The sequence below is a fragment of the Reyranella sp. GW821-FHT12G01 genome (assembly GCF_058806575.1).
Genome location: NZ_JBXAPV010000001.1, coordinates 2,883,565 through 2,904,820, shown reverse-complemented (window position 1 = coordinate 2,904,820; position 21,256 = coordinate 2,883,565). Strand labels below are relative to the sequence as shown.

Sequence of the window (21,256 nt, the reverse complement as noted above, 5' to 3'; positions counted from 1 at the left end):
CACCGACATCTTCAGGTGAGGCCCGCCCAGCGGGCCAGCGCCACGGCGCCGACGGCTCCGAACAGACCGGGGGTAAATCCTCCGACCTTCCGGGTCAGTACGGCGCCGACAACCGCGCCGACGATGAAGGCGCCGCCTGCTTGAACGAGCGGGACGATGGCGGCCGACACCAGCACCGCGCCCGGCGCGTGATCGAGCAATGCGGTCACGAAGCGATGACGGCCGAGCCAGCGCATGGCGATGAAGCCGCCGCCCTTCGCGGCCATCGCCGCGAGCGCCATCACGAAGATCGCAATGAGATTCTCAGGATTGGCGGACATCGTCTTTCCTGAGGTCTCGCAGTGCGCCGAAGATGCCGCCGGCCAGTCCGCCGATGACGATGTACCAGTTGCCGCCGATCAGCCATTTGGCGGCAAGTGCGGTGGCGATTGCCACCATCCACGGCGCGATGTCGCGCTTGCCGCGGAACAGGATGGTCGCGACCACGACAAACACGGCGATGCCCACGAAGTCGAGGCCGAGGCGCTTGGCCATCGTTGGATCGGAGAGGATACCGCCGGCCGCGAGATGTCCCGCCAGGGTCGAGCCCGACCAGATGCAGGCCATGACGAAGCCGCCGCCCAGGAACTTGCCGAGATCGCCATGGCCGCTCCGGTATTCGGCGATGTTCACCGCCCAGTTCTGGTCGACCGTCACGTACCAGACAGGTGGCTGCAGCCACCAGGGCAGATGCGGAAGATGCGGCTGCAGCGCCGCGCCCATCACGAAGTAACGGAGGTTGGCCACGAACACCGAGACGGCGAGCGCGATCAGCGGCAAAGGCTGCGCCCAGATGTCGAGCGCCACCATCTGGCTGGTTCCGGCCATGACGGTGAAGCTCATCAGCGTCGTCTCGAACGCACTGAGGCCCTTTTGCGCGGCGGCGACGCCGAAGCCGATCCCGAACGGAAGGGAGGCGAGGCCGGGCAGGATCATGCGCAACGCGCCGGCCTGAAAACTGCGCCACGTCACGCGCGCGGAAAGGGACACTGAAGCTACCGGATGAAGAGGGGGACGGCGCGCACTCTAGGCGAGGCGTCGCGGTGCCGGAACCGACTTTACCTCAGCCGCCCATTAGCTGGCTCAGTTCAGCTTGTGCAGATTGACCGACCAGGTGATAGGCGCGCCGTAGGCGTTGCGCGACTGGCCGCTGCACACCGCCACGTTGTCGGCGCCGCGCTGGCAGACGAGCTGGTCGGAGAACCAGCGCGAGCCGTCGTTGCAGGTGGAGTCGGCATCGCGCAGGCGCAGCACGGCGCCCTCGAAACGCGCCTGTGCTCGCGTGCGGCAGGCCGTCCGGCCGCGCCGCCATTCGAGCTGGCCGCCGCCGTTGGCGTCGAAGCAATAGGACGAGATGCCGGGCTGCATCTGTAGCGCTTCGTGGCGGAACGGATCGGTGCGCCAGCAGCCCTGCATGAAGGAGTAATCGTTGGTCGGCGAATTCGGCAGGCGCAGGCGGTTGTCGCCCGGATTGCGCGGCTGGGGCGCCGGCTGCGGCGGTGTCACCTTCGGAGGAGCGGGAGCAGGCGTCGGCGGGATGATCGGCGGCGGCGCGGCGGCGACCTGCGGTGGCTTGGGCGGTTCGGGCGGCTTGCAGTCGGCGATGCGCTTCTTCAGTTCGGCTTCCGCGAGCGCCAGTTCGACCTTGAGGACGCGTTCGCGTGATTGCTCAGCCGAATAGGCGGTCTTCAGCACCGGAACCGGATCCGGCAGCGCTTCCGGCGCCGGCGGGCCGGCGGGGCCCTCGCGCGTGGCGATGGCGACGTCGGGATCAACCGGCAGCAAGCCGCGCAGGAGCCAGGCACCGCCCAGCAGGAGCAGCAGCAGCGGCACGGCGAGAGCGAGCGTGCGCCACCACGGCACACCGGCGGCGGGAATGACGGCGGGCAGCGACGCGGCCGGCGCGACCTGGGTCGCGTCGAGAACCGGGCGGCGCTCGGCACGCAGTTCCGGCGGGCGCGCGTCGGGAACGCGGGCCAGAGCCAGCGGCAGGAGCGCGTTGGCGGCTTCTTTCTCGTAGCCCCAGGCGACGATGACCGGGCGATCGCCGACGAGAAAGACGAAGGCTGGCGACGGCGCGCGCGCCGCCAGTTTCAGGGACAGGCCGACGACGCCGGTTTCTTCCTTCGGACCGTGGCCCGCCAGCAGGTCGCCCAACCGCCGGATCTCGGCGAGCGTGGCTTCGACCTTGGCCAGCACGGCGTTGCGTTCGGCGGGATCGAGATTGTCGACGGCGCGTACGGGACCTGACCAGCCAGCGTACCAGTCGATGGCGCCATCGTTCTCGTGTAACTGCGGATCGGCCAACAGGTCGGCGGCCGCGTCGCCCAGGCGACGACGTACGACCCGGCGCAACTGCGGCGCTGCATTGTGCAACGGCTCGCCGCGCACGCCCAAGGGGCGCACGCCGCTGCGGGTCGTCACGATGAGCGTTGTTTCGCCGGGCATGGGAAGCGGAAATTAGCCCGGCGATTATGGCGGCGCGATGGTTTGCAGTTGTTGCTGCAGGGGCCGCGTCAGTTTGGCCGCGCTAGGCCGCCTTGGCCCATTCGCGCAGGACGAACTTCTGCACCTTGCCGGTCGAGGTCATCGGAAGATCACGGAAGACGACGAAGCGCGGGCACTTGTAGCTGGCGAGATTGGCGCGGCAGTGGGCGATGATGTCCTCGGCGCTGGCCGTCGTACCGGGCTTCAGCATGACGAAGGCGCAGGGCGTCTCGCCCCATTTCTCGTCGGGCTTGGCGACGACGGCGGCGTTGGCGACAGCCGGGTGGGCGATGATCACGCCCTCGACCTCGATGGTCGAGATGTTCTCGCCGCCCGAGATGATGATGTCCTTGGAGCGGTCGCGCAGCTCGATATAGCCGTCCTCGTGCATCACGCCGAGGTCGCCGGAATGGAACCAGCCGTTGGCGAAGGCATCGCGCGTGGCGGCCGGGTTCTTGAGATAGCCCTTCATTGTGAGGTTGCCGCGGAACATCACCTCGCCCATGGTCGTGCCGTCGCGCGGCACTTCCTTCATGGTCTTCGGATCCATCACCGTGACGCCGTCCTCGGCGGCATAGCGCACGCCCTGGCGCGCCTTCAGCCGCGCACGGTCGTGCGCCGGCAGTGCGTCCCAGTCCTCGTGCCACGAGCAGACGGTGGCGGGGCCATAGACCTCGGTCAGGCCATAGACGTGCGTCACGCGGAAGTTCTGCTTCTCCAGCGCCTCGAGCACGGCGGCGGGCGGCGGCGAGGCGGCGGTCATGAACTCGACCTTGCGCGCGAGCGGCCGCCGTTCAGCCGGCGTCGCACCGATGATGAGCTGCATGATGATCGGCGCGCCGCACATATGGGTCACGCCATTGTCGGCCAGCGAATCGAAGATCGGCTTGGCGGCGGGACGGCGCAGGCAGACGGAGGTGCCGGCGACCAGCGCCAGCGTCCACGGGAAGCACCAGCCGTTGCAGTGGAACATCGGCAAGGTCCAGAGATAGACCGGGTGCAGGCCGATCGGCCATTGCGTGGCGTTGCCGTAGGACGAGATCGTCGCGCCGCGATGACTGTAGACGACGCCCTTGGGGTTGCCGGTCGTGCCCGACGTGTAGTTGAGCGTGATCGCGTTCCATTCGTCGGCGGGGTAGGCCCAGGCGAAATCGGGATCGCCGTCGGCGATGAACTCTTCCCAGGTCGTGTCGCCGATCTGCGCGCGGTCCTCGCATTCGGGATCGTCGATGTCGACGACCAGCGGCTGGGTCTTGGCGATCGCCAGCGCCTCGGTGACGACGCGATGGAACTCGCGGTCGACCAGGAACACCTTGGTCTCGCTATGGTCGATGATGAAGGCGACCATCGCCGCGTCGAGACGCGTGTTCAGCGAGTTCAGCACGCCGCCGCTCATAGGCACGCCGAAATGCGCCTCGTACATCTCGGGGATGTTGGGCGCCATGATCGCCACGGTGTCGCCGACGCCGATGCCAACCTTCACCAGCGCCGAGGCGAGGCGACGGCAGCGTGCGTAGGTCTCCGACCAGGTCTGGCGGCGCTCGCCGTGGATCAGCGCAAGGTGGTCGGGATAGACGCTGGCGGCGCGCTCGATGAACTGCAGCGGCGTGAGGGCTGCGTAGTTCGCGGGCGTCTTGTCGAGATCGCGCTCGTAGATGTTCTGGGCGGCGAGCGCCGCCTTGTGCGAGACCGGGCGCGGTGGCGCGAGACGCGTGACCGACGTGCGGCTCTTCACCGAACGGCGCAGGCCGGGACGGGCGAGGGGCTTGTGCGCCTCGATCTTTTTGGGGGCAACGACCTTCCGGGGCGCAGCGGCCTTCTTCGGCGCGACTTTCTTCGCGACGCGACGGACCGGCTTCTTCGCCTTGGCGGCGACCTTGCGCTTGGCCGGAGCCTTCGACTTGCTGCTGCCTTTTCCCGACTTGCGCTTGGCCATGATCGCTTCCGTCTGCCTCCTTGGGTGGCGGCACTCTCTCACAGGGCGCCGCGACTACTCCAGCTTGATATCGAGGTCCTTCAGCAGCTTTGCGAAATAAGCCTGGTCCTCGCGCACCTGACGCGCAAACTCGACGTTGGATTGATGATCCACGTTCTGCGCCACGAGGAGCAATTTCTCCTTCATGTCGGGCAGTGAAGCGGCCTGTGCCGCAGCATCCGACAGTCGCTTCAGGACGGGCTCGGGCGTGCCCTTGGGCGCGAACAGGCCGAACCAGCTGCGCGCCCTGAAACCCTTGAGATCGAGGCCGACCTCGGTCGCGGTCGGCGTGTCGGGAAGATCGGCCATCCGCGACGGCTGGTCGACGAAGGCGGCGCGCACCTTGCCGGCCTTGGCGTAGGGCACGAAGGAGGGATCGAAGACCATCTGGATGCGACCGTCGAACACGTCGCCCGTCGCATCGACGATGGTCTTGTAGGGCGAGTGCTGCATCTGGATACCGGCGGCACGGGTCAGCACTTCGCCGGTGAGATGGGTGATGGTGCCGAGGCCCGACGAGCCGAACCAGTATTTGCCCGGGTTCGCCTTGGCCAGCGCCACGAAGCCGGCCCAGTCCTTGACGCCCAGCGCATTGGTCAAGGTGACGACGAGGATCGGTGTTGACAGGCGCGCGACGGCCACGAGGTCTTCGGGATTGTACGGCACCTTTCGTGCTGCCGGCGTGATCGCCATGATCGCGGTCGGCGACAGGAGAAGCGTGTAGCCGTCGGGCGGAGAGGTCGCGACCATCTGTGCGCCGACACCGCCGGATGCGCCGGGCTTGTCCTCGACGATGATCTGCTGGCCGAGCGATGCGCTCATCTTCTCGGCGTAGAGGCGGGCGACCTGATCGGCCGAGCCGCCAGGCCCGTAGGGCACGATCAGGCGGATCGGCTTGGCGGGCCAATTGGTGGATTGAGCCTGCACACGCGTCGACGCGAGCGCGGCGAGCGCGCCCAATGTCACCTCACGGCGACCGATCATCGTTCCCTCCCAGGAACATTTTGTTGCCGGGAGGATAGCGGGGAGACGGACGAGGCGACAGCCTCGTCAGCGCATGAGCTGGTTACTGAACCAGCGCGAACGACTCCAGGAAGTGGCGCGTCGCAGGCTGGGTTTCGATGCCAGCCTTGCCCTCGACCAGTACCTGGAAGAGTCGGCCGCGCGACCAGTAGATGCGTGTGATGGAGACGCTGCCATTGCTCTGCACGACGGTGTATTCGCGGCCCTCGGCGCGGCCGAGCTGCAGCTTCTTCTCGTCGCGGATGGTGGCGCTCTGGCCCGCGCCGTTGCGCACCTGGTTCAGGATGACTTCGGCCGCCGCACCCTTGGTGACGGTGGCGGGATAGTCGGTATACGAGGCGGAATAGGCGACCTGCCGGACGACCGAGGTCGCCTCGGTCATCGGCACGGTGTTGTTGTTGCCGATCGGGACCTGGACGATGGTGATCTTCGGCAAGGTCGGCATGTCGACGCGGAAGCGGCCGCCCTCGGGCTTGTAGTCGATCCAGCCAGTGGCCGCGGTCGCAGGGCCAGCGGCCAGAGTCAGAGTGGGTATCTGGGACTGTGCCGGTGCCTGGGCATTGGCCGTGGCTGCCAGGAACGCCGTCGCCGTGAGGCTGGCCAGCAGGCTTGCCATGAAATGTCTGCGCATCGAAATCCTCCGTATGCGCCATCGTCCCACATCCGGATTGCGGCCGTCCATGCCCGGCGTTAATCCTGCCTGCGACAAGGGAGAAGAAACCTCATGGCCGTCGGGGACAAGTATCGCGCCGTGCATGCGCGCTCGCTCAGCGACCCGGAAGGTTTCTGGGCGGAGCAGGCGGCCGCAATCGACTGGACGAAGCGCTGGGACAAGGTGCTCGACGGCGCCAATCCGCCTTTCTATCGCTGGTTCGAGGGCGGTGAACTCAACGCCTGCCACAATGCGCTGGACCGTCATGTCGAGGGCGGGCGCGCCGAGCAGGCGGCGCTGATCTACGATTCGCCGCTCACCAACACGAAGAAGACCTTCACCTACCGCGAACTGCGCGATCACGTGGCGCGCATTGCGGGCATGATCGCCGCGCAAGGCGTGGGCAAGGGTGATCGCGTCATCCTCTACATGCCGATGATCCCCGAAGCGGTGATGGCGATGCTCGCCTGCGCGCGCATTGGAGCGGTTCACTCGGTGGTGTTCGGCGGCTTTGCGGCCAAGGAACTGTCGAGCCGCATCGACGATTGCGTGCCGAAGCTCATCCTCACTGCCTCGTGCGGCATCGAGCCGACGCGCATCGTGCAGTACAAGCCGCTGGTCGATCAGGCGATCGAGCAGGCGGCGCACAAGGTGCCGCGAGTCATTCTCCTGCAGCGGCCGCAATGCGCCGCGACGATGGTGGCCGGTCGCGACCTCGACTGGAACGAGGCGCTCGCGGCGGCACAGCCCGCGCAATGCGTGCCGGTGAAGGCGACCGATCCGCTCTACATTCTCTACACGTCGGGCACGACCGGGCAGCCCAAGGGCGTGGTGCGCGATACCGGCGGCTACTGCGTGGCGCTCGCCTGGTCGATGAAGAACCTCTACGGCGTCGAGCCGGGCGAAGTGTACTGGTGCGCCTCGGACGTGGGCTGGGTCGTGGGCCACAGCTACATCGTCTACGGGCCGCTGATCCACGGCGCGACTTCGATCCTTTACGAGGGCAAGCCGGTCGGTACACCCGACGCTGGCGCCTTCTGGCGCGTGATCTCCGAGCACAAGGCGATGGCGCTGTTCACCGCGCCGACCGCGTTCCGCGCGATCAAGCGCGAGGATCCCGACGGCAAGCTGCTGAAGCAGTACGACCTCTCGAAGTTCCGCACGCTGTTCCTGGCGGGCGAGCGCGGCGATCCGCCGACCGTCGAATGGGCGCAGAAGCTTCTCGGCGTGCCGGTGGTCGATCACTGGTGGCAGACCGAGACCGGCTGGGCGATCTGCGGCAATTTCCAGGGCCTCGATCCGATGCCGGTGAAGCTCGGTTCGACCTCGGTGCCGTCACCGGGCTGGCATCTCGACGTGCTCGACGAGAACGGCCATCAGATGAAGGCCGGTGAGGTCGGCGCATTGGCCGGCAAGCTGCCGCTGCCACCGGGAACCTTCCCGACGCTGTGGAACGCCGACGAGCGCTACAAGCAGAGCTACATGAGCGAGTTCCCCGGCTACTACAAAACCGGCGATGCAGGCTTCATCGATGCCGATGGCTACGTCTCGGTGATGACGCGTGTCGATGACGTGATCAACGTCGCCGGCCATCGCCTCTCGACGGGGCAGATCGAGGAAGTGCTGGGGGCACACAACGACGTCGCCGAATGCGCGGTGATCGGCATCGCCGACGAGCTGAAGGGTCAGGTGCCGCTCGGCTTCCTGGTGTTGAAGGCCGGCGTCAACCGGCCATCGCAGGAGATCACCAACGAGGTCGTGCAGATGGTGCGCGACCGCATCGGGCCGGTCGCCTTCTTCAAGAGCGCGCTGGTCGTGCAGCGGCTGCCCAAGACACGCTCCGGCAAGATCCTGCGCGGCACGATGCAGAAGATGGCCGACAGCCAACCGTGGACCCTGCCGGCCACGATCGAAGATCCGGCGGTGCTGGATGAAATCAAGGACGGCCTGAAGACGGCCGGGTTTGCGAACTGATTGTCATCCCGAGCGCAGCGAGGGATCCTTCGCGAGGCCCTGAAGGATCCCTCGCTGCGCTCGGGATGACACCGTTGCTTTGAAGACGACAGTCGATTGTTTGGAGGAAGTATGAGTCTCGACATCAACCGCGCCGATCTCACCGTCGGCGTCGTGGGAACCGGCGCCATGGGCCGTGGCATTGCGCAGGTCACTGCGCAGGGCGGCATGAAGGCCATCATGTTCGACGCCGCACCCGGCGGTGCGGCGAAGGCCAAGGCCGCGATCCTCGACACGCTGAAGGGGCTGGTCGCGAAGGGCCGCCTCACCGATGCCGATCTGGCGAAGACCGACGCCAACCTCGGCGTCGCCGACAAGATCGAGGACCTCAAGGGCTGCCACGTCGTCGTCGAGGCGGTGTTCGAGAATCTCGAGGTGAAGCAGAAGCTGTTCGGCGAACTCGAGGCGGTGATCGCGCCCGACGCCATCCTGGCCTCGAACACCTCGTCGATCCGCATCGCCTCGATCGCGCGCTCGCTGAAGCATCGCGACCGCATCTGCGGCATGCACTACTTCAACCCCGTGCCGCTGATGAAGCTGGTCGAGGTCATCCGCGCCGCCGACACCGCGCAGTGGGTGGTCGACGCCATGGTGGCGCTGGGCAAGCGTCAGACGCGCGTGCCGGTCGTGGTCGGCGACACGCCGGGCTTCCTGGTCAATCTTGGCGGCACCGCGATCGGCACCGAAGGCTTGCGTATCATGCAGGAAGGCCGCGCGACGCCCTCGCAGGTCGACGCCGTCATGCGCGACAGCTGCGGCTTCCGCATGGGACCGTTCGAGCTGATGGACCTCACCGGCATCGACGTGAACTTCCCGGCGCGCAAGATCATCTACGAAGGCTTCTTCCATGACCGGCGCATGACGCCGAGCCCTTATCACGAGAGCCTCTATGCGGCGGGCAAGCTCGGCCGCAAGACCGGCGGCGGCTGGTACGGCTACGACGAGAAGGGCGCCAAGATCGATTCGGGCGCCGACCATCCGACCTCGCACGTGCCGGCGTCGAGCGTCGTCATCATGGACACGCACAACAAGAAGCTGCTCGGCCTGGTGAGCGGCGACGGCGCCAAGATGCTGGCGGCCGACGACGGCAAGAGCCCGATCCTCGTCGCGCCGATCGGCAAGGACTGCACGACGACGGCCATCGAGCTTGGCCTCGATCCGAAGCGTACCGTCGCGGTCGACCTGACCGGCGACGTCTCCAAGCGCATCACGATCATGATGGCGCCGGGCTTCGATCCGGCCATCCGCGACGCCACCGTGGCGCTGCTCGCCAAGTCAGGCACCAAGGTGACGGTGATCAAGGATTCGCCCGGCTTCATCGCCCAGCGCATGTGCTCGATGATCGCCAATCTCGGCTGCGAGATGGCGATGATTGGCATCGCCTCGGCCGCCGACGTCGACACGGCGATGACGCTCGGCCTCAACTATCCGCGCGGCCCGCTGGCGCTGGCCGACTGGCTGGGCGTCAAGGAGTGCCACGAGATCCTGGTGCAGATCCAGGCGATCACCGGCGACGACCGCTATCGTCCGAGCCAGTGGCTGCGCCGTCGCGCGATGCTGGGGCTGAGCGCGACGACGGTCGAATAGAGAGCCGACAGGGAACAGCGGCGCTCAATCGCCGTTCAATCCCCTGCAACCTTGCAGGGGATCTGGATGACGAAGCGGAGCAAGTGGGCGGCAGCAGGTCTCGGCCTGTCGATGTGCCTCGGCGGCAGTGCGCTGCAGGCGCAGCAGCTCAAGAACGAGAACCTGCTGGTCGGCATGCCGCAAGGCTTCAAGCTCGGCTTCAAGGACTCCAAGAACGGCATGAACATGCAGGAGTTCGTGCCGTCCGCGGAGACGGTGCAGAACTGGACGGAGATGGTCACGGTCCAGGTCTTCCTGAGCCGCAAGGACATCGAGCCGTCGCAGTTCCTCAATGCCATGCAGAAGCAGTGGTCCGGCGCCTGCAAGGGCAGCACGTCGACGCCGGTCACGACCGGCAAGGTGAACGGCTACGAGTCCGCGTCGGTCCTACTGCGCTGTCCCTTGCTCGCCTCGACGGGCAAGCCGGAGACGGCGATGCTGAAGGCGATCAAGGGCAACGACAGTTTCTACGTCGTGCAGCGTGCCGTGCGCTCGGTGCCGTCGCCTGATCGGCTGGAAACGATCAAGAAATACATCGAGGACGTCAGCGTCTGCGATTCACGCTTGCCCGCGGCGGCCTGTCCCACCGTCAAGTAGCGGTGAAGTAGCGGCCGGGCTTCGCGCTCACGCGAGCGTCAGGATCAACGGTCCGCGGCGGGTCGCGACCAGCGTGTGTTCGTACTGCACGGTGGCTTCGTGTCCGGGAGGGCACAGCGTCCAGCCATCGTCGAGCTGGTCGACGTAGTCGGCGCCGAGCGACAGGAAGGGCTCGATCGTGAAGACGAGACCCTCGGTGATCTTGCGGCGGTCGCGCTTCTCGTACCAGGTCGGGATTTCCGACGGCTCGTCGTGCAGCGACCGGCCGACACCGTGGCTCGCGAGGTTGCGGACGAGGCTGTAGCCGTTCTTCTGGGCGAAGGTCTCTATCGCCCGGCCGACCTCGTTCAGCCGCGCGCCGGGCTTTACGGCGCGAATGCCGGCCCACATGGCGCGGCGGCCATCCTCGCAGAGGCGTTCGATGCGCGGGCTGGTCGGAGGAACGGCGAAGCTCGCGCCGGTGTCGCCGAAAAAGCCGTCGAGCTCGGCCGAGACGTCGATGTTGATCAGGTCGCCCGCCTTGACCTTCGTGCCGTCCGGAATGCCGTGCGCGCAGTCGGGACCGACCGAAATGCAGGTCGCGCCGGGGAAGTTGTAGGTGAGTTCGGGCGCGGAGCGTGCGCCTTCCTTTTCCAGCAGGGCGCGGCCAAGGTCGTCCAGTTCCTTGGTGGTCATGCCGGGTTCCAGCGCTTCGCCCATGGCCGTCAGGGTGCGGGCCACCAGTTTGCCGATGACACGCAGCTTTTCGAGTTGCTCTTCATTTTCGATGGTCATGGCCGCGCTCCGTAGCCCCCAGCGCCCGGTTCTGCACGCGAAACTTCGCGTCCTTCGCCGGTTCTGTGCGTTGACGTTTACGTAAAGGTAAACTACATCCCGAGTCACTGGCGGATAAACCGTCGGCAGCCCACAGTCCTCCCAAGAAGACTGACTATCCTGTTCGTTGGAGGACGACGCTCGTGACCGCTTTGGCCGCGCATTACACGCCCGAACACCAGATGTTCCGCGACACCTGCCGGCGCTTTTTCGAGAAGGAAGTGACTCCGTTCCACATGAAGTGGGAGGAGGAGGGGATCGTGCCGCGCGAGCTGTGGCGCAAGGCGGGCGAGCAGGGGCTTCTGGGCATGACCATGCCGGAGGCCTATGGCGGCGCCGGCGCCGATTTCCTCTACAGCGCCATCATGATCGAGGAGCAGGGCCGCGCGCTGGCGTCGGGTCCGGCCTTCTCGCTGCATAACGACATCGTCGTTCCTTACCTGCTCCACTACGGCACCGAGGAGCAAAAGAAGAAGTGGATCCCGAAGGCCTGTTCGGGCGAGCTGGTCACGGCCATCGCCATGACCGAGCCGGGCACGGGCTCGGATCTGCAGTCGGTCAAGACGACCGCCGTCATGGACGGCAACCATTGGGTCATCAACGGTTCCAAGACGTTCATCTCCAACGGCCAGCTCGCCGACCTGGTGATCGTCGTCGCCAAGACCGATCCCGCGCTCGGCGCCAAGGGCACGTCGCTAATCGCCGTCGAGACGAAGAGCGAAGGTTTCAAGCGCGGCCGCAATCTCGAGAAGATCGGGATGAAGGCGCAGGACACGTCGGAACTGTTCTTCCAGGACGTGCGCGTGCCGGCCGATCATCTGCTCGGTGGGCCGGGTATGGGCTTCGTGCAGTTGATGCAGCAGCTTCCGCAGGAGCGGCTGGTCATCGCCATCCAGGCGGTGGCGGCGATCGAAGCGGCGCTGGAACATACGCTCGCCTACGTGAAGGAGCGCAAGGCGTTCGGAAAGCAGATCATCGATTTCCAGAACACGCGCTTCAAGCTGGCGGAACTCAAGACCAAGGCCCATATCGCGCGCGTGTTCGTCGACGATTGCGTGGCGAGGCATCTCAAGGGCGAGCTCGACGTCGCGACCGCGGCGATGGCCAAGTACTGGACGACCGAGCTGCAGTGCGAGCTGATCGACGAGTGCCTGCAGTTCCACGGCGGCTACGGCTACATGTGGGAATTCCCGATCGCGCGTCTCTACGCCGACGCCCGCGTGCAGAAGATCTACGGCGGCACCAACGAGATCATGAAAGAGCTGATCGGCCGCACGCTTTAAGTTTTGGAATAAGGAGACCGACATGACCGACGCATACATTTACGACGCCGTCCGCACGCCGCGTGGCAAGGGCCGCAAGGACGGCTCCCTGCATGAAGTGACGCCGGTGCGTCTGGCCGTCACCGCGCTTCAGGCCGTGCGCGACCGCAACAAGCTCGACACGCACCTGGTCGACGACATCGTCCTGGGCTGTGTGATGCCGATCGGCGAGCAGGGTGCCGACATCGCGCGCACCGCGTCGGTAATGGCGGGCTATGCCGAGAGCGTCTCGGGCGTGCAGATCAACCGCTTCTGCGCCTCGGGCCTCGAAGCCACCAACATGGCGGCGGCGCAGGTCATGTCGGGCCAGAGCCAGGCCGCGATCGGCGGCGGCGTCGAGAGCATGAGCCGCGTGCCGATGGGTTCGGATGGCGGTGCCTGGGCGGTCGATCCGGCCGTGGCGATCCCGATGTACTTCGTGCCGCAGGGCATCTCGGCCGACCTGATCGCGACCAAGTACGGCATGAGCCGCGACGACGTCGACAGCTACGCCGTCGAGTCGCAGAAGCGCGCCAAGGCCGCCTGGGACGCCGGCTACTTCAAGAAGTCGATCGTGCCGGTGAAGGACCAGAACGGCATCGAGCTGCTGGCCCATGACGAGTTGATGCGCCCGACCACGACCATGCAGACGCTGGCCTCGCTGGAGCCCAGCTTCAAGATGCAGGGCGAGGTGATGCCGGGCTTCAACGCGGTGGCGCAGCAGCGCTATCCCGAGATCGAGAAGCTGACGCACGTCCATCATGCCGGCAACTCGTCGGGCATCGTCGACGGCGCCGCCGCGATCCTGCTCGGCACCAAGGAGTTCGGCGAGAAGGCCGGCCTCAAGCCGCGCGCCCGCATCCGCTCCTTCGCGTCGATCGGCTCGGAGCCGGCGATCATGCTGACCGGCCCGGCGCCGGCTTCGGAGAAGGCGCTGAAGCGCGCGGGCATGTCGGTGAACGACATCGACCTGTTCGAGCTGAACGAGGCCTTCGCCGCCGTCGTGCTGCGCTACATGCAGATCCTCAAGATGCCGCACGACAAGATCAACGTGAACGGCGGCGCGATCGCCATGGGCCATCCGCTGGGCGCCACCGGCGCGATGATCCTCGGCACGCTGCTCGACGAGCTCGAGCGCCGCAACCTCTCGACCGGCCTCGCCACGCTCTGCGTCGGCGGCGGCATGGGCACGGCCACCATCATCGAGCGCGTCTAACGCTCATACGGACCGCGGGCCTCCAGGCCCGCTCATGACTCTGATGCGGGCCTGGAGGCCCGCGGTCCGGGCGACCATGAAAGGACTACTACTATGATCAACTACAACGTCGATTCGGACGGCATCGCCACCATCACCTGGGACATGCCCAACCGCGCGATGAACGTGCTGAACGAGGCCTCGATGACGGCCTATGCCGGCGCGCTCGGCACCGCACTGAAGGACGAGAAGGTCAAGGGCATCATCATAACGTCGGGCAAGGACAGCTTCATTGCCGGCGCCGACCTCGAGATGATCCTGAGCCTCGACACGTCCGATGCGTCGAAGCTGATGGAGCAGTTCAGCCAGCTCCAGAAGATGTTTCGCCAGCAGGAGACCGGCGGCAAGCCGATCGTCGCGGCGATCAACGGCACGGCGCTGGGTGGCGGCTTCGAGATCTGCCTCGCCACGCATTACCGCATCGCCGCGGCCAATCCGAAGACCAAGGTCGGTCAGCCCGAGGTGAAGATCGGCCTGCTGCCAGGCGGCGGCGGCACGCAGCGCATTCCGCGCCTGATCGGCGTGCAGAACGCCGCACCGATCCTGCTCGAAGGCAAGGACCTCACGGTCGACGCCGCCAAGAACCTCGGCCTGATCCACGAGGTCGTTCCGGCGGGCGAGCTGCTGGCCCGCGCCAAGGCGTGGCTGACCGCGCCGCCGACCGAGCAGGTCGTACCGGAATATGCCGGCAAGGGCGCCAAGCCGATCGACGGCCGCGCGGTGCAGCCGTGGGACCGCAAGGGCTTCAAGACGCCGGGCTTCCCCGGTGGCCAGGTCTGGAGCCCGCCGGGCGTCATGACCTTCATCGGCGGCAGCGCCATGATTCGCGGCAAGACCAATGGCGTCTATCCGGCGCCGAAGGCGATCATGAGCTGCGTCTATGAAGGCCTGCAGCTCCCGTTCGACTCCGCGCTCAAGGTCGAGACGCGCTACTTCGTCTCGCTGCTGCGCGATCCCGTCGCCAAGAGCATGATCCGCACGCTGTTCTTCGGCCTGCAGGAAGCCAACAAGCTGGTGCGCCGGCCCAAGGGCGTGCCGAAGCAGGAATACAAGAAGATCGGCGTGCTGGGCGCCGGCCTGATGGGCGCCGGCATCGCCACCGTCTCGGTGCAGGCCGGCCTCGACATCGTGCTGCTCGACCGCGACCAGGCGGCGGCCGACAAGGGCAAGGCCCACATCGCCGAAGAGCTGGGCAAGCTCGTGAAGCGCGGCCGCATGGACCAGGCCAAGTGCGACGCGCTGCTCGCGAAGGTCACGGCGACGCCGGACTTCGGTGCGCTCAAGGACTGCGACATCGTGATCGAGGCCGTGTTCGAGAACCGTGAGGTCAAGGCCGAGGCGACCAAGAAGGCCGAGGCCGCTCTGCCGAAGACCGCGGTGTTCGCGTCCAACACCTCGACGCTGCCGATCACCGGCCTCGCCGAGGCCTCGTCGCGGCCGGAGCAGTTCATCGGCCTGCACTTCTTCTCGCCGGTCGAGAAGATGCCGCTGGTCGAGATCATCGTCGGCAAGAAGACGTCGCCCGAGACGCTCGCCCGCGCGATGGACCTCGTCCAGAAGATCCGCAAGACGCCGATCGTCGTGAACGACAGCCGCGGCTTCTTCACCTCCCGCGTCTGCGGCGCCTTCATCAGCGAAGGCCACCGCATGCTGAAGGAGGGCGTGCCTGCCGCCATGATCGAGAACTGCGCGCGCTATGCCGGCATGCCGGTCGGCCCGCTGTCGCTGAACGACGAGGTCGCCATCGACCTGTCGTGGAAGATCATGGACCAGACTCGTCGCGACGCCGAGGCGGCCGGCCAGAAGTTCGAGGGCGGCGGCACCGAGGATATCCTCGAGCTGATGGTCAAGAAGCTGGAGCGCTTCGGCCGCAAGAACGGCAAGGGCTTCTACGACTATCCGGCCGACGGCAAGAAGCGCCTGTGGCCGGAGCTGCAGAAGTACTTCCCGGCCGATCCGAAGCTCCTCTACGGCGAGGGCGAGGACAAGCGCGAGAAGGAAGACGAGATCAAGAAGCGCCTGCTCTATGTCCAGGCGGTCGACACCGCGCGCTGTCTCGAAAGCAACGTGCTGACCAACCCGCAGGACGGCGACGTGGGCTCGATCATGGGCCTGGGTTTCGCGCCGCAGACCGGCGGGGCGATCAGCCTGATCGACCAGGTCGGCATCAAGAAGTTTGTCGCCGAATGCGACGACTTCGCCAAAAAGTACGGCGCGCAGTTCGAGGTCCCGAAGCTGCTGCGCGACATGGCGGCGAAGGGCGAGAGCTTCTACGCCAACTACCATGCGGCGAAGGCGGCCTGAGCAGGGCCTGCTTCGCTTGCACTGACACGGCGACACGGCAATTATCCCTCCCTCAAATCAGGAGGGAATTGCCGTGGACGCCAAGGAAATCGCCGCACTCGCCGACCGGATTGTCGAAGGTCGGCGCTCGAAGACGACGATGGACTGGCTCGCCGACGCAACGGCCAGCCTCTCCGAAGCCGATGCCTACAAGGTCCAGTTCGCGGTCCACGACAAGCTCGAGGCCGCCGGCTGGAAGCTCGCGGGCTGGAAGGTCGCCTTCGCCGTTCCCGCGCAGTACGAGCCGCTGAAGCTCTCGGGCCCGGCCTTCGCCGGCCTCTACACCAGCGGCATCAAGCAGAGCGGCGTGGTGTTCGAGAAGGGCTGGCCGCTGAAGGCCGGCGTCGAATGCGAGATGGTCGCGCGCATGGGCAAGGACGTGCCGGCCGGCACGGAATACACCGCCCAGTCGATCATGGGCTTCGTCTCCAATCTCTATTGCGGCATGGAAGTCGTCGAGAATCGCTACGGCGACGTCTCCAAGCTGGGCGGCCCGGGCCGCATCGTCGACGATGTGCTGCAGGCGGCTTGCGTCGTCGGGACCGAGATCAAGGACTGGCAGAAGACCGACTTCGTCAACGTGAAGGGTCGCTCGGAGTTCGAGGGCAAGGAGATCGGCGCCGGCCCCGGCAGCAACGTGATGGGCGGCGCGATGATCTCGCTCGCCTGGCTTGCCAACAAGCTGATCGCCAGCGGCAAGCAGCTCAAGGCCGGCGACATGATCCTCACCGGCTCGGTGCACCCGCCGCAGTTCCTGCCGGGAGCCGGCGTTGCCAGGACCGAGTTCGTCGGACTGGGCGGCGCCGAGATCACCGTCAAGTAAGCGTATCGCTCGCTCAAGTCAGGAGAATTGCCGTGGACGCCAAGGAAATCGCCGCCCTCGCCGAAAAGATCGCCGAGGGAAGGCGCTCGCAGAAGCCGATGGACATCATTGCAGCGACGGCCAACCTCTCGGAGGCCGACGCCTATAAGGTCCAGTTCGCGGTCCACGATCTCTATGCCGCGGCCGGCGACAAGTTCGCCGGCTGGAAGGTGGCGCTGACCTTGCCGACGCAGTACGAGCCGCTGAAGCTCTCGGGGCCGGTCTTTGCCGGCGTCTATCACAGCGGCCTGCGCCAGAGCGGTGCATCGTTCGAGAAGGGATGGCCGCTGAAGCCCGGCATCGAGCCCGAACTGGTTGCCCGCATCTCGAAGGACGCGCCGGCCGGCGGTGCGCCCTACACCGCTGACAGCATCCGCGCCCATGTCGGCGCGCTCCATTGCGGCATGGAGCTGGTCGACAACCGCTATGCCGACGTCACCAAGATGACCGGCCCCGCGCGCATCGCCGACAATGTGCTGCAGGCGGCGCTGGTCGTCGGCACCGAGATCAAGGACTGGCAGAAGCTCGACTTTGCCGGCCTCAAGGGCCGCTCGACGCTCGACGGCAAGGAACTGGCGTCCGGTCCCGGCAGCGCCGTCATGGGCGGTGCGATGATCTCGCTCGCCTGGCTCGCCAATGCGCTCAACAAGCATGGCAGGCAGCTCAAGGCCGGCGACATGATCCTCACTGGTTCGGTTCATCCGCCGGCGTTCCTGCCGGGCTCTGGTGTCGCCAAGACCGAGTTCGAAGGTCTCGGCTCGACGGAGATCACGATCAAGTAGGAGATCGGCATGAAGCGACTCGGAGTCTGGCTCGCCATCGCAATGCTTACAGGTGTCTCGTTCACCCTGCCGGCTGCGGCCCAGACTCCGCCGCCGCCTGCCGCGGTGCCGGGCCCTTCGGCCACGCCGTCGGACTACATCCTGCTCACGGTCATCATGCGGCATGACCAGACGATGAATCTGGACGAGATCAACAAGATCCAGACGGAGCAGGGCTTCTGGGCGAAGTTCCCGCCCGAGGGCATCCAGGTCGAGTCCTGGTACATCGCGATGGGCCTGGGCTACATCGTGACCCTGCGCGTGCCGCCGGCGCGGCTGCGCGAGGTCAATCGTGCGGTGGAGCAGGGCGCATGGAAGGCGTTCCGCACCGAGTTTTATCCGACCTACGACGCCAAGAGGATCGCCGAGACGCTGCGCGAGCAGGCGACGAAGAAATAGCTCAGTCCGGGTCGCCCTGAAGGAGCAGGCGGTCGAGATGGGCCGTCTCGGCTGACCAGCCGCCCGGCGGCCAGGGCTCGGCGCCGGGGAGGGGTTCCTTCAGCGGCGCGGTCGGCAGATCGGCACCGTCCAGAATCTCGACGTCGATCCGGAAATCCTCGTCCTGCTCGAAGCCGTGCCAGTGCAGGAACTCCGCATAGGCATGGCGGCCGTCACGGAGCTGCAGCACGAACCCCGCCGAACTGTCGTGCATGTCGCCATGGGCCCAGAACCGGTCGACGTGCGCCACGTCGGCCGGCGCGAAGCCATGGCTCTCCGCATCGAGCACGTCGAGGGTATGGCCGAATTCGTAGAAGCCACGGATCTGCATCCGCCCATCGTATCAAATGTTTCCAGCCTGCCCGCAGCCCTTGCCTTATCCCCAATAGGAACATAACATGAACAAATGATCAGGGAGGCGGAATTGGGCGCACTTTTCGGAGCGACGATCGAGACGTTCGGAGGACGCCTGCCGCTGGCGCCGCGGCCGGAGCAGGGCCTGTCGCGCCTCAGTGTGGACCGTCTCAGCCGGCGTCATGCCGGCCTGCGCCGCACCCGCCAGAGCTTCACCGACCGGCTGTTCTTCGCGGTCCTGCCCGATGCCGAGACGGCCGAACGGATCTCCGAGCAAGCCGCGGCCTGGCGTGCCCGGCATGGCCTCACAGGCCGCCTTCTCAAGACCGGGCATTTCCACGTCACCCTGGCGACCGTCCATGAAGGGCATGGGCTGCCGGACGCGGACGAGATCGACGGCTGGATGGCGCGTGCCGGGGAAATCCCGATGCCGTCGTTCCGTGTCGCCTTCGATCGGCTGATGAGCTTCTCCAACGGGGCGCTGGTGCTGACGGGCGACGATTCGACGGTCGGCATGGAAGTGCTGCAGCAGCGCCTGAGCGATTCGCTCGACGACACACCGCGGCCGGCCCGTCGCTATACGCCGCACGTGACGCTGCTCTACGACGGCCGGCACATCGAAGCCGAGCCGGTCGAGCCCATCGCCTGGACGGTTCGCGAGATCGTGCTGGTGCACAGCCTCGTCGGTCAGACGACGCACCGTCACGTGGCCCGGATTCCCCTCGGCTGAGATCGTCGCGGTTGACACGTTCTCTCAGCCTGCGCTAACCATAACTAACAAGTTATGTAACGGGAGAGTTAAATGTCATCTGATTGCAGCATCGTCACCGTCGATCGTCAGCTCACCGCCGTGGTCAAGGTCGCCGCCCCCATGAACCAGCTCATGCAGGCGCACCAGTCGGCCCGCGCGAAGATCAACGAGGCCCTGCCGAAGCTCGACGCCGGAGCGCTCGGACTCACCTGCACGCGCTGGCAGCCTCCGGTCGATGGCGTGCTGTCGATGGAGCCGGGGACGATCGTCTCGAAGCCGATCGGGACGAATGGCGAGGTCGTGGCATCCGAGCTGCCGGCCGGGCGCGCCGTGCACTACGTGATGACCGGTCCCTTCGATGGAATGGGCGCGGCGTGGCAGAAGGTCTTCGAATGGTGTGCCGCCGAGAAGCTGCAGCTCGCCGGCGTGAACTGGGAAGTCTACGGCGCGACGGCCAGCGATCCGGCGAAACAGGAAACCTATCTCTACGCCAAGCTCGCTTGAGCGAAAGCCGCGCAGGGCATTTCACTTTGAAGGAGGGATGAGATGACTTCTGTGCGAGCCACCGACCGTCTGTTTTTCGCAGTGAAGCCGGACGCGAAGACCGTCGACATGATTGGCGACGCTCGCCGGAAACTCCGGGAAGAATCGGGCTTCGCCGGCACGGAGGTCTTGCCGGAACATCTGCATGTCACTCTTTGGCATGTTGGAGATGCCTTGCTTCCGCCGCCGCCGGAATTCATCGCCACGCTTGTCCGTCGAGCCAGCTACGTCGAGATGCCGGCCTTCCAGATCGCCTTCACGCGCGCACGGAGCCTCAGCGGCGGCGCCTTCGTCCTGCATGGCGGCAAGGGCGTTGCCGGTCTTGAGGCACTGTCGACGCGCCTTCGGGATGTGCTGACGCCTCCCGGCGTCGAGAAGAAGCCGCCGTTCATGCCTCACATGACATTGTGGCGGAGCAAGGCGATCCTGCCGTCCCGTGAGGTCGCTCCGATCACCTGGACGGCCCGCGAGGTCGTCCTCGTGCACAGCCTGCTGGGCAAGACGACACATCGGCATCTCGCGCGCCTGCCGCTGGGCTCGGGAGGAGGCGGAGGCGGGCAGTTGTCGTTTCCCGGATTCTCCTGAGGATCGGCTTTCGGCTAAGCTGCGAGGCATGAAGCCTTACGTCCTTTGCCACATGGTCAGCAGCGTCGATGGTCGCATCTGGGGGAGCCGCTGGCGGCCCAAGGTCAACGTCGTGCCCAACCTGTTCGAGCGCCTGCATGACCAGATGGGCGGCGGCTCGTGGCTGTGCGGCCGCGTCACGGCGCAGGAGTTTGCCAAGAGCAAGGAACCGCACTACCCGCCGACCGACCAGGTGTTCCCGCGCGAAAACTGGTTCGCGCAGCGCGAGGCCAAGGCGTGGGGGATCTTTCTCGACGCCAAGGGCAAGGCGGTGTGGGCGCGCAAGGATATCGGTGGCGATCCGATCCTGGTGATTCTGACCGAGGGGGTGCCCGATCGTCACCTCGCCGGGCTGCGCGCCGACGGCGTGTCCTACATCTTCGCCGGCAAGACCGAGGTCGATCTCGCGGCGGCGCTGGAGACGCTCAATCGCGAGCTCGGCATCGAGCGGATCATGCTGGAGGGCGGAGGCGGCGCGAACGGCGCGCTGCTGCGGGCTGGCCTGATCGACGAGCTGAGCCTGGTGATCTGTCCCGTCATCGACGGCAGCACCGGCGGCCCGATCCTGTTCAACTCCGGGGATACCGATCTCGGGCCAGCGCCGATCGAGAGCATGACGCTCGTGAGCCACGACGTCCTCGAGGGCGGCACGATGTGGCTGCGCTACAAGTTGCGTTCGACACCGTCCGGATAGCTCGACCTCAAGTCATTGAATCAACGAGAGAATTTGTGATGCTTG

21 protein-coding genes are annotated in these 21,256 nt (G+C 66.3%); 13 read left to right on the top strand and 8 right to left on the bottom strand.

All coding sequences use genetic code 11. The features are described from left to right. Positions 1-11 precede the first annotated feature (11 nt). From AC1RP5_RS14040 to AC1RP5_RS14015, 6 genes are all read right to left on the bottom strand, one after another. Positions 12-320 carry a hypothetical protein gene (locus AC1RP5_RS14040; protein ID WP_493111439.1) on the bottom strand — a complete coding sequence of 103 codons (309 nt, stop codon included), beginning with the start codon at positions 318-320 and terminating at the stop codon, positions 12-14. Next, positions 304-1,029, bottom strand: coding sequence for an AzlC family ABC transporter permease (locus tag AC1RP5_RS14035; protein WP_493111437.1), 726 nt, complete (start codon positions 1,027-1,029; stop codon positions 304-306). The genes AC1RP5_RS14040 and AC1RP5_RS14035 overlap by 17 nt, the downstream gene beginning before the upstream one ends. A gap of 93 nt (positions 1,030-1,122) precedes the next feature. After that, positions 1,123-2,487, bottom strand: coding sequence for an SrfA family protein (locus AC1RP5_RS14030; RefSeq protein WP_493111435.1), 1,365 nt, complete (start codon positions 2,485-2,487; stop codon positions 1,123-1,125). Positions 2,488-2,569: 82 nt separating this feature from the next. Continuing rightward, positions 2,570-4,462, bottom strand: coding sequence for an acyl-CoA synthetase (locus tag AC1RP5_RS14025; RefSeq protein ID WP_493111434.1), 1,893 nt, complete (start codon positions 4,460-4,462; stop codon positions 2,570-2,572). Between the two features lie 54 nt (positions 4,463-4,516). After that, positions 4,517-5,485 (bottom strand): Bug family tripartite tricarboxylate transporter substrate binding protein, encoded by a 969-nt coding sequence (locus AC1RP5_RS14020; RefSeq protein ID WP_493111433.1) that lies wholly within the window; start codon positions 5,483-5,485, stop codon positions 4,517-4,519. An 82-nt stretch (positions 5,486-5,567) separates the two neighbouring features. Beyond that, complete coding sequence (locus AC1RP5_RS14015; protein ID WP_493111431.1) at positions 5,568-6,155, bottom strand: hypothetical protein; 588 nt, start codon at positions 6,153-6,155, stop codon at positions 5,568-5,570. A gap of 93 nt (positions 6,156-6,248) precedes the next feature. Between AC1RP5_RS14015 and AC1RP5_RS14010 the strand changes: the two genes are divergently transcribed. From AC1RP5_RS14010 to AC1RP5_RS14000, 3 genes are all read left to right on the top strand, one after another. Further along, entirely contained in the window at positions 6,249-8,150 is a 1,902-nt protein-coding gene (locus tag AC1RP5_RS14010; RefSeq protein WP_493111429.1) for a propionyl-CoA synthetase, read from the top strand. Between the two features lie 111 nt (positions 8,151-8,261). Further along, positions 8,262-9,776, top strand: coding sequence for a 3-hydroxyacyl-CoA dehydrogenase (locus AC1RP5_RS14005; protein ID WP_493111427.1), 1,515 nt, complete (start codon positions 8,262-8,264; stop codon positions 9,774-9,776). 66 nt (positions 9,777-9,842) lie between these two features. Beyond that, positions 9,843-10,412, top strand: coding sequence for a hypothetical protein (locus tag AC1RP5_RS14000; protein WP_493111425.1), 570 nt, complete (start codon positions 9,843-9,845; stop codon positions 10,410-10,412). Between the two features lie 27 nt (positions 10,413-10,439). On the opposite strand, the gene map is transcribed toward AC1RP5_RS14000, so the two are convergent. Next, a complete protein-coding gene (gene map / locus AC1RP5_RS13995; RefSeq protein ID WP_493111424.1) occupies positions 10,440-11,186 on the bottom strand; it encodes a type I methionyl aminopeptidase in 747 nt (248 codons plus the stop codon). A 182-nt stretch (positions 11,187-11,368) separates the two neighbouring features. On the opposite strand from map, the gene AC1RP5_RS13990 reads away from it, so the two are divergent. From AC1RP5_RS13990 to AC1RP5_RS13965, 6 genes are all read left to right on the top strand, one after another. After that, positions 11,369-12,508 carry an acyl-CoA dehydrogenase family protein gene (locus AC1RP5_RS13990; protein ID WP_493111423.1) on the top strand — a complete coding sequence of 380 codons (1,140 nt, stop codon included), beginning with the start codon at positions 11,369-11,371 and terminating at the stop codon, positions 12,506-12,508. Positions 12,509-12,530: 22 nt separating this feature from the next. Continuing rightward, positions 12,531-13,742, top strand: a complete 1,212-nt coding sequence (locus tag AC1RP5_RS13985; protein WP_493111421.1) for an acetyl-CoA C-acetyltransferase — start codon at positions 12,531-12,533, stop codon at positions 13,740-13,742. A 93-nt stretch (positions 13,743-13,835) separates the two neighbouring features. Continuing rightward, positions 13,836-16,085 carry a 3-hydroxyacyl-CoA dehydrogenase NAD-binding domain-containing protein gene (locus AC1RP5_RS13980; protein ID WP_493111419.1) on the top strand — a complete coding sequence of 750 codons (2,250 nt, stop codon included), beginning with the start codon at positions 13,836-13,838 and terminating at the stop codon, positions 16,083-16,085. 73 nt (positions 16,086-16,158) lie between these two features. After that, entirely contained in the window at positions 16,159-16,947 is a 789-nt protein-coding gene (locus AC1RP5_RS13975; protein WP_493111418.1) for a 2-keto-4-pentenoate hydratase, read from the top strand. 32 nt (positions 16,948-16,979) lie between these two features. Beyond that, positions 16,980-17,768 (top strand): 2-keto-4-pentenoate hydratase, encoded by a 789-nt coding sequence (locus tag AC1RP5_RS13970; protein WP_493111416.1) that lies wholly within the window; start codon positions 16,980-16,982, stop codon positions 17,766-17,768. A gap of 9 nt (positions 17,769-17,777) precedes the next feature. Beyond that, positions 17,778-18,206 (top strand): hypothetical protein, encoded by a 429-nt coding sequence (locus AC1RP5_RS13965; RefSeq protein WP_493111415.1) that lies wholly within the window; start codon positions 17,778-17,780, stop codon positions 18,204-18,206. 1 nt (position 18,207) lies between these two features. Here AC1RP5_RS13965 and AC1RP5_RS13960 read toward each other — a convergent pair whose 3' ends face one another. Beyond that, entirely contained in the window at positions 18,208-18,576 is a 369-nt protein-coding gene (locus tag AC1RP5_RS13960) for a hypothetical protein (protein WP_493111413.1), read from the bottom strand. Positions 18,577-18,669: 93 nt separating this feature from the next. Here AC1RP5_RS13960 and AC1RP5_RS13955 point away from each other — a divergent pair, with 93 nt between their 5' ends. From AC1RP5_RS13955 to AC1RP5_RS13940, 4 genes are all read left to right on the top strand, one after another. Further along, entirely contained in the window at positions 18,670-19,329 is a 660-nt protein-coding gene (locus tag AC1RP5_RS13955) for a 2'-5' RNA ligase family protein (protein ID WP_493111412.1), read from the top strand. A 72-nt stretch (positions 19,330-19,401) separates the two neighbouring features. Continuing rightward, complete coding sequence (locus AC1RP5_RS13950; protein ID WP_493111410.1) at positions 19,402-19,854, top strand: GyrI-like domain-containing protein; 453 nt, start codon at positions 19,402-19,404, stop codon at positions 19,852-19,854. Positions 19,855-19,905: 51 nt separating this feature from the next. Beyond that, positions 19,906-20,478, top strand: coding sequence for a 2'-5' RNA ligase family protein (locus tag AC1RP5_RS13945; RefSeq protein WP_493111408.1), 573 nt, complete (start codon positions 19,906-19,908; stop codon positions 20,476-20,478). Between the two features lie 28 nt (positions 20,479-20,506). Continuing rightward, positions 20,507-21,211, top strand: coding sequence for a dihydrofolate reductase family protein (locus AC1RP5_RS13940; RefSeq protein ID WP_493111406.1), 705 nt, complete (start codon positions 20,507-20,509; stop codon positions 21,209-21,211). Positions 21,212-21,256: the final 45 nt, after the last annotated feature.

Coding starts and splice junctions, on each gene's coding strand:
- AC1RP5_RS14040 (WP_493111439.1), bottom strand. CDS start 320: ATGTCCGCCAATCCTGAGAATCTCATTGCGATCTTCGTGATGGCGCTC.
- AC1RP5_RS14030 (WP_493111435.1), bottom strand. CDS start 2,487: ATGCCCGGCGAAACAACGCTCATCGTGACGACCCGCAGCGGCGTGCGC.
- AC1RP5_RS14025 (WP_493111434.1), bottom strand. CDS start 4,462: ATGGCCAAGCGCAAGTCGGGAAAAGGCAGCAGCAAGTCGAAGGCTCCG.
- AC1RP5_RS14020 (WP_493111433.1), bottom strand. CDS start 5,485: ATGATCGGTCGCCGTGAGGTGACATTGGGCGCGCTCGCCGCGCTCGCG.
- AC1RP5_RS14015 (WP_493111431.1), bottom strand. CDS start 6,155: ATGCGCAGACATTTCATGGCAAGCCTGCTGGCCAGCCTCACGGCGACG.
- AC1RP5_RS14010 (WP_493111429.1), top strand. CDS start 6,249: ATGGCCGTCGGGGACAAGTATCGCGCCGTGCATGCGCGCTCGCTCAGC.
- AC1RP5_RS14005 (WP_493111427.1), top strand. CDS start 8,262: ATGAGTCTCGACATCAACCGCGCCGATCTCACCGTCGGCGTCGTGGGA.
- AC1RP5_RS14000 (WP_493111425.1), top strand. CDS start 9,843: ATGACGAAGCGGAGCAAGTGGGCGGCAGCAGGTCTCGGCCTGTCGATG.
- map (WP_493111424.1), bottom strand. CDS start 11,186: ATGACCATCGAAAATGAAGAGCAACTCGAAAAGCTGCGTGTCATCGGC.
- AC1RP5_RS13985 (WP_493111421.1), top strand. CDS start 12,531: ATGACCGACGCATACATTTACGACGCCGTCCGCACGCCGCGTGGCAAG.
- AC1RP5_RS13980 (WP_493111419.1), top strand. CDS start 13,836: ATGATCAACTACAACGTCGATTCGGACGGCATCGCCACCATCACCTGG.
- AC1RP5_RS13965 (WP_493111415.1), top strand. CDS start 17,778: ATGAAGCGACTCGGAGTCTGGCTCGCCATCGCAATGCTTACAGGTGTC.
- AC1RP5_RS13960 (WP_493111413.1), bottom strand. CDS start 18,576: ATGCAGATCCGTGGCTTCTACGAATTCGGCCATACCCTCGACGTGCTC.
- AC1RP5_RS13950 (WP_493111410.1), top strand. CDS start 19,402: ATGTCATCTGATTGCAGCATCGTCACCGTCGATCGTCAGCTCACCGCC.
- AC1RP5_RS13940 (WP_493111406.1), top strand. CDS start 20,507: ATGAAGCCTTACGTCCTTTGCCACATGGTCAGCAGCGTCGATGGTCGC.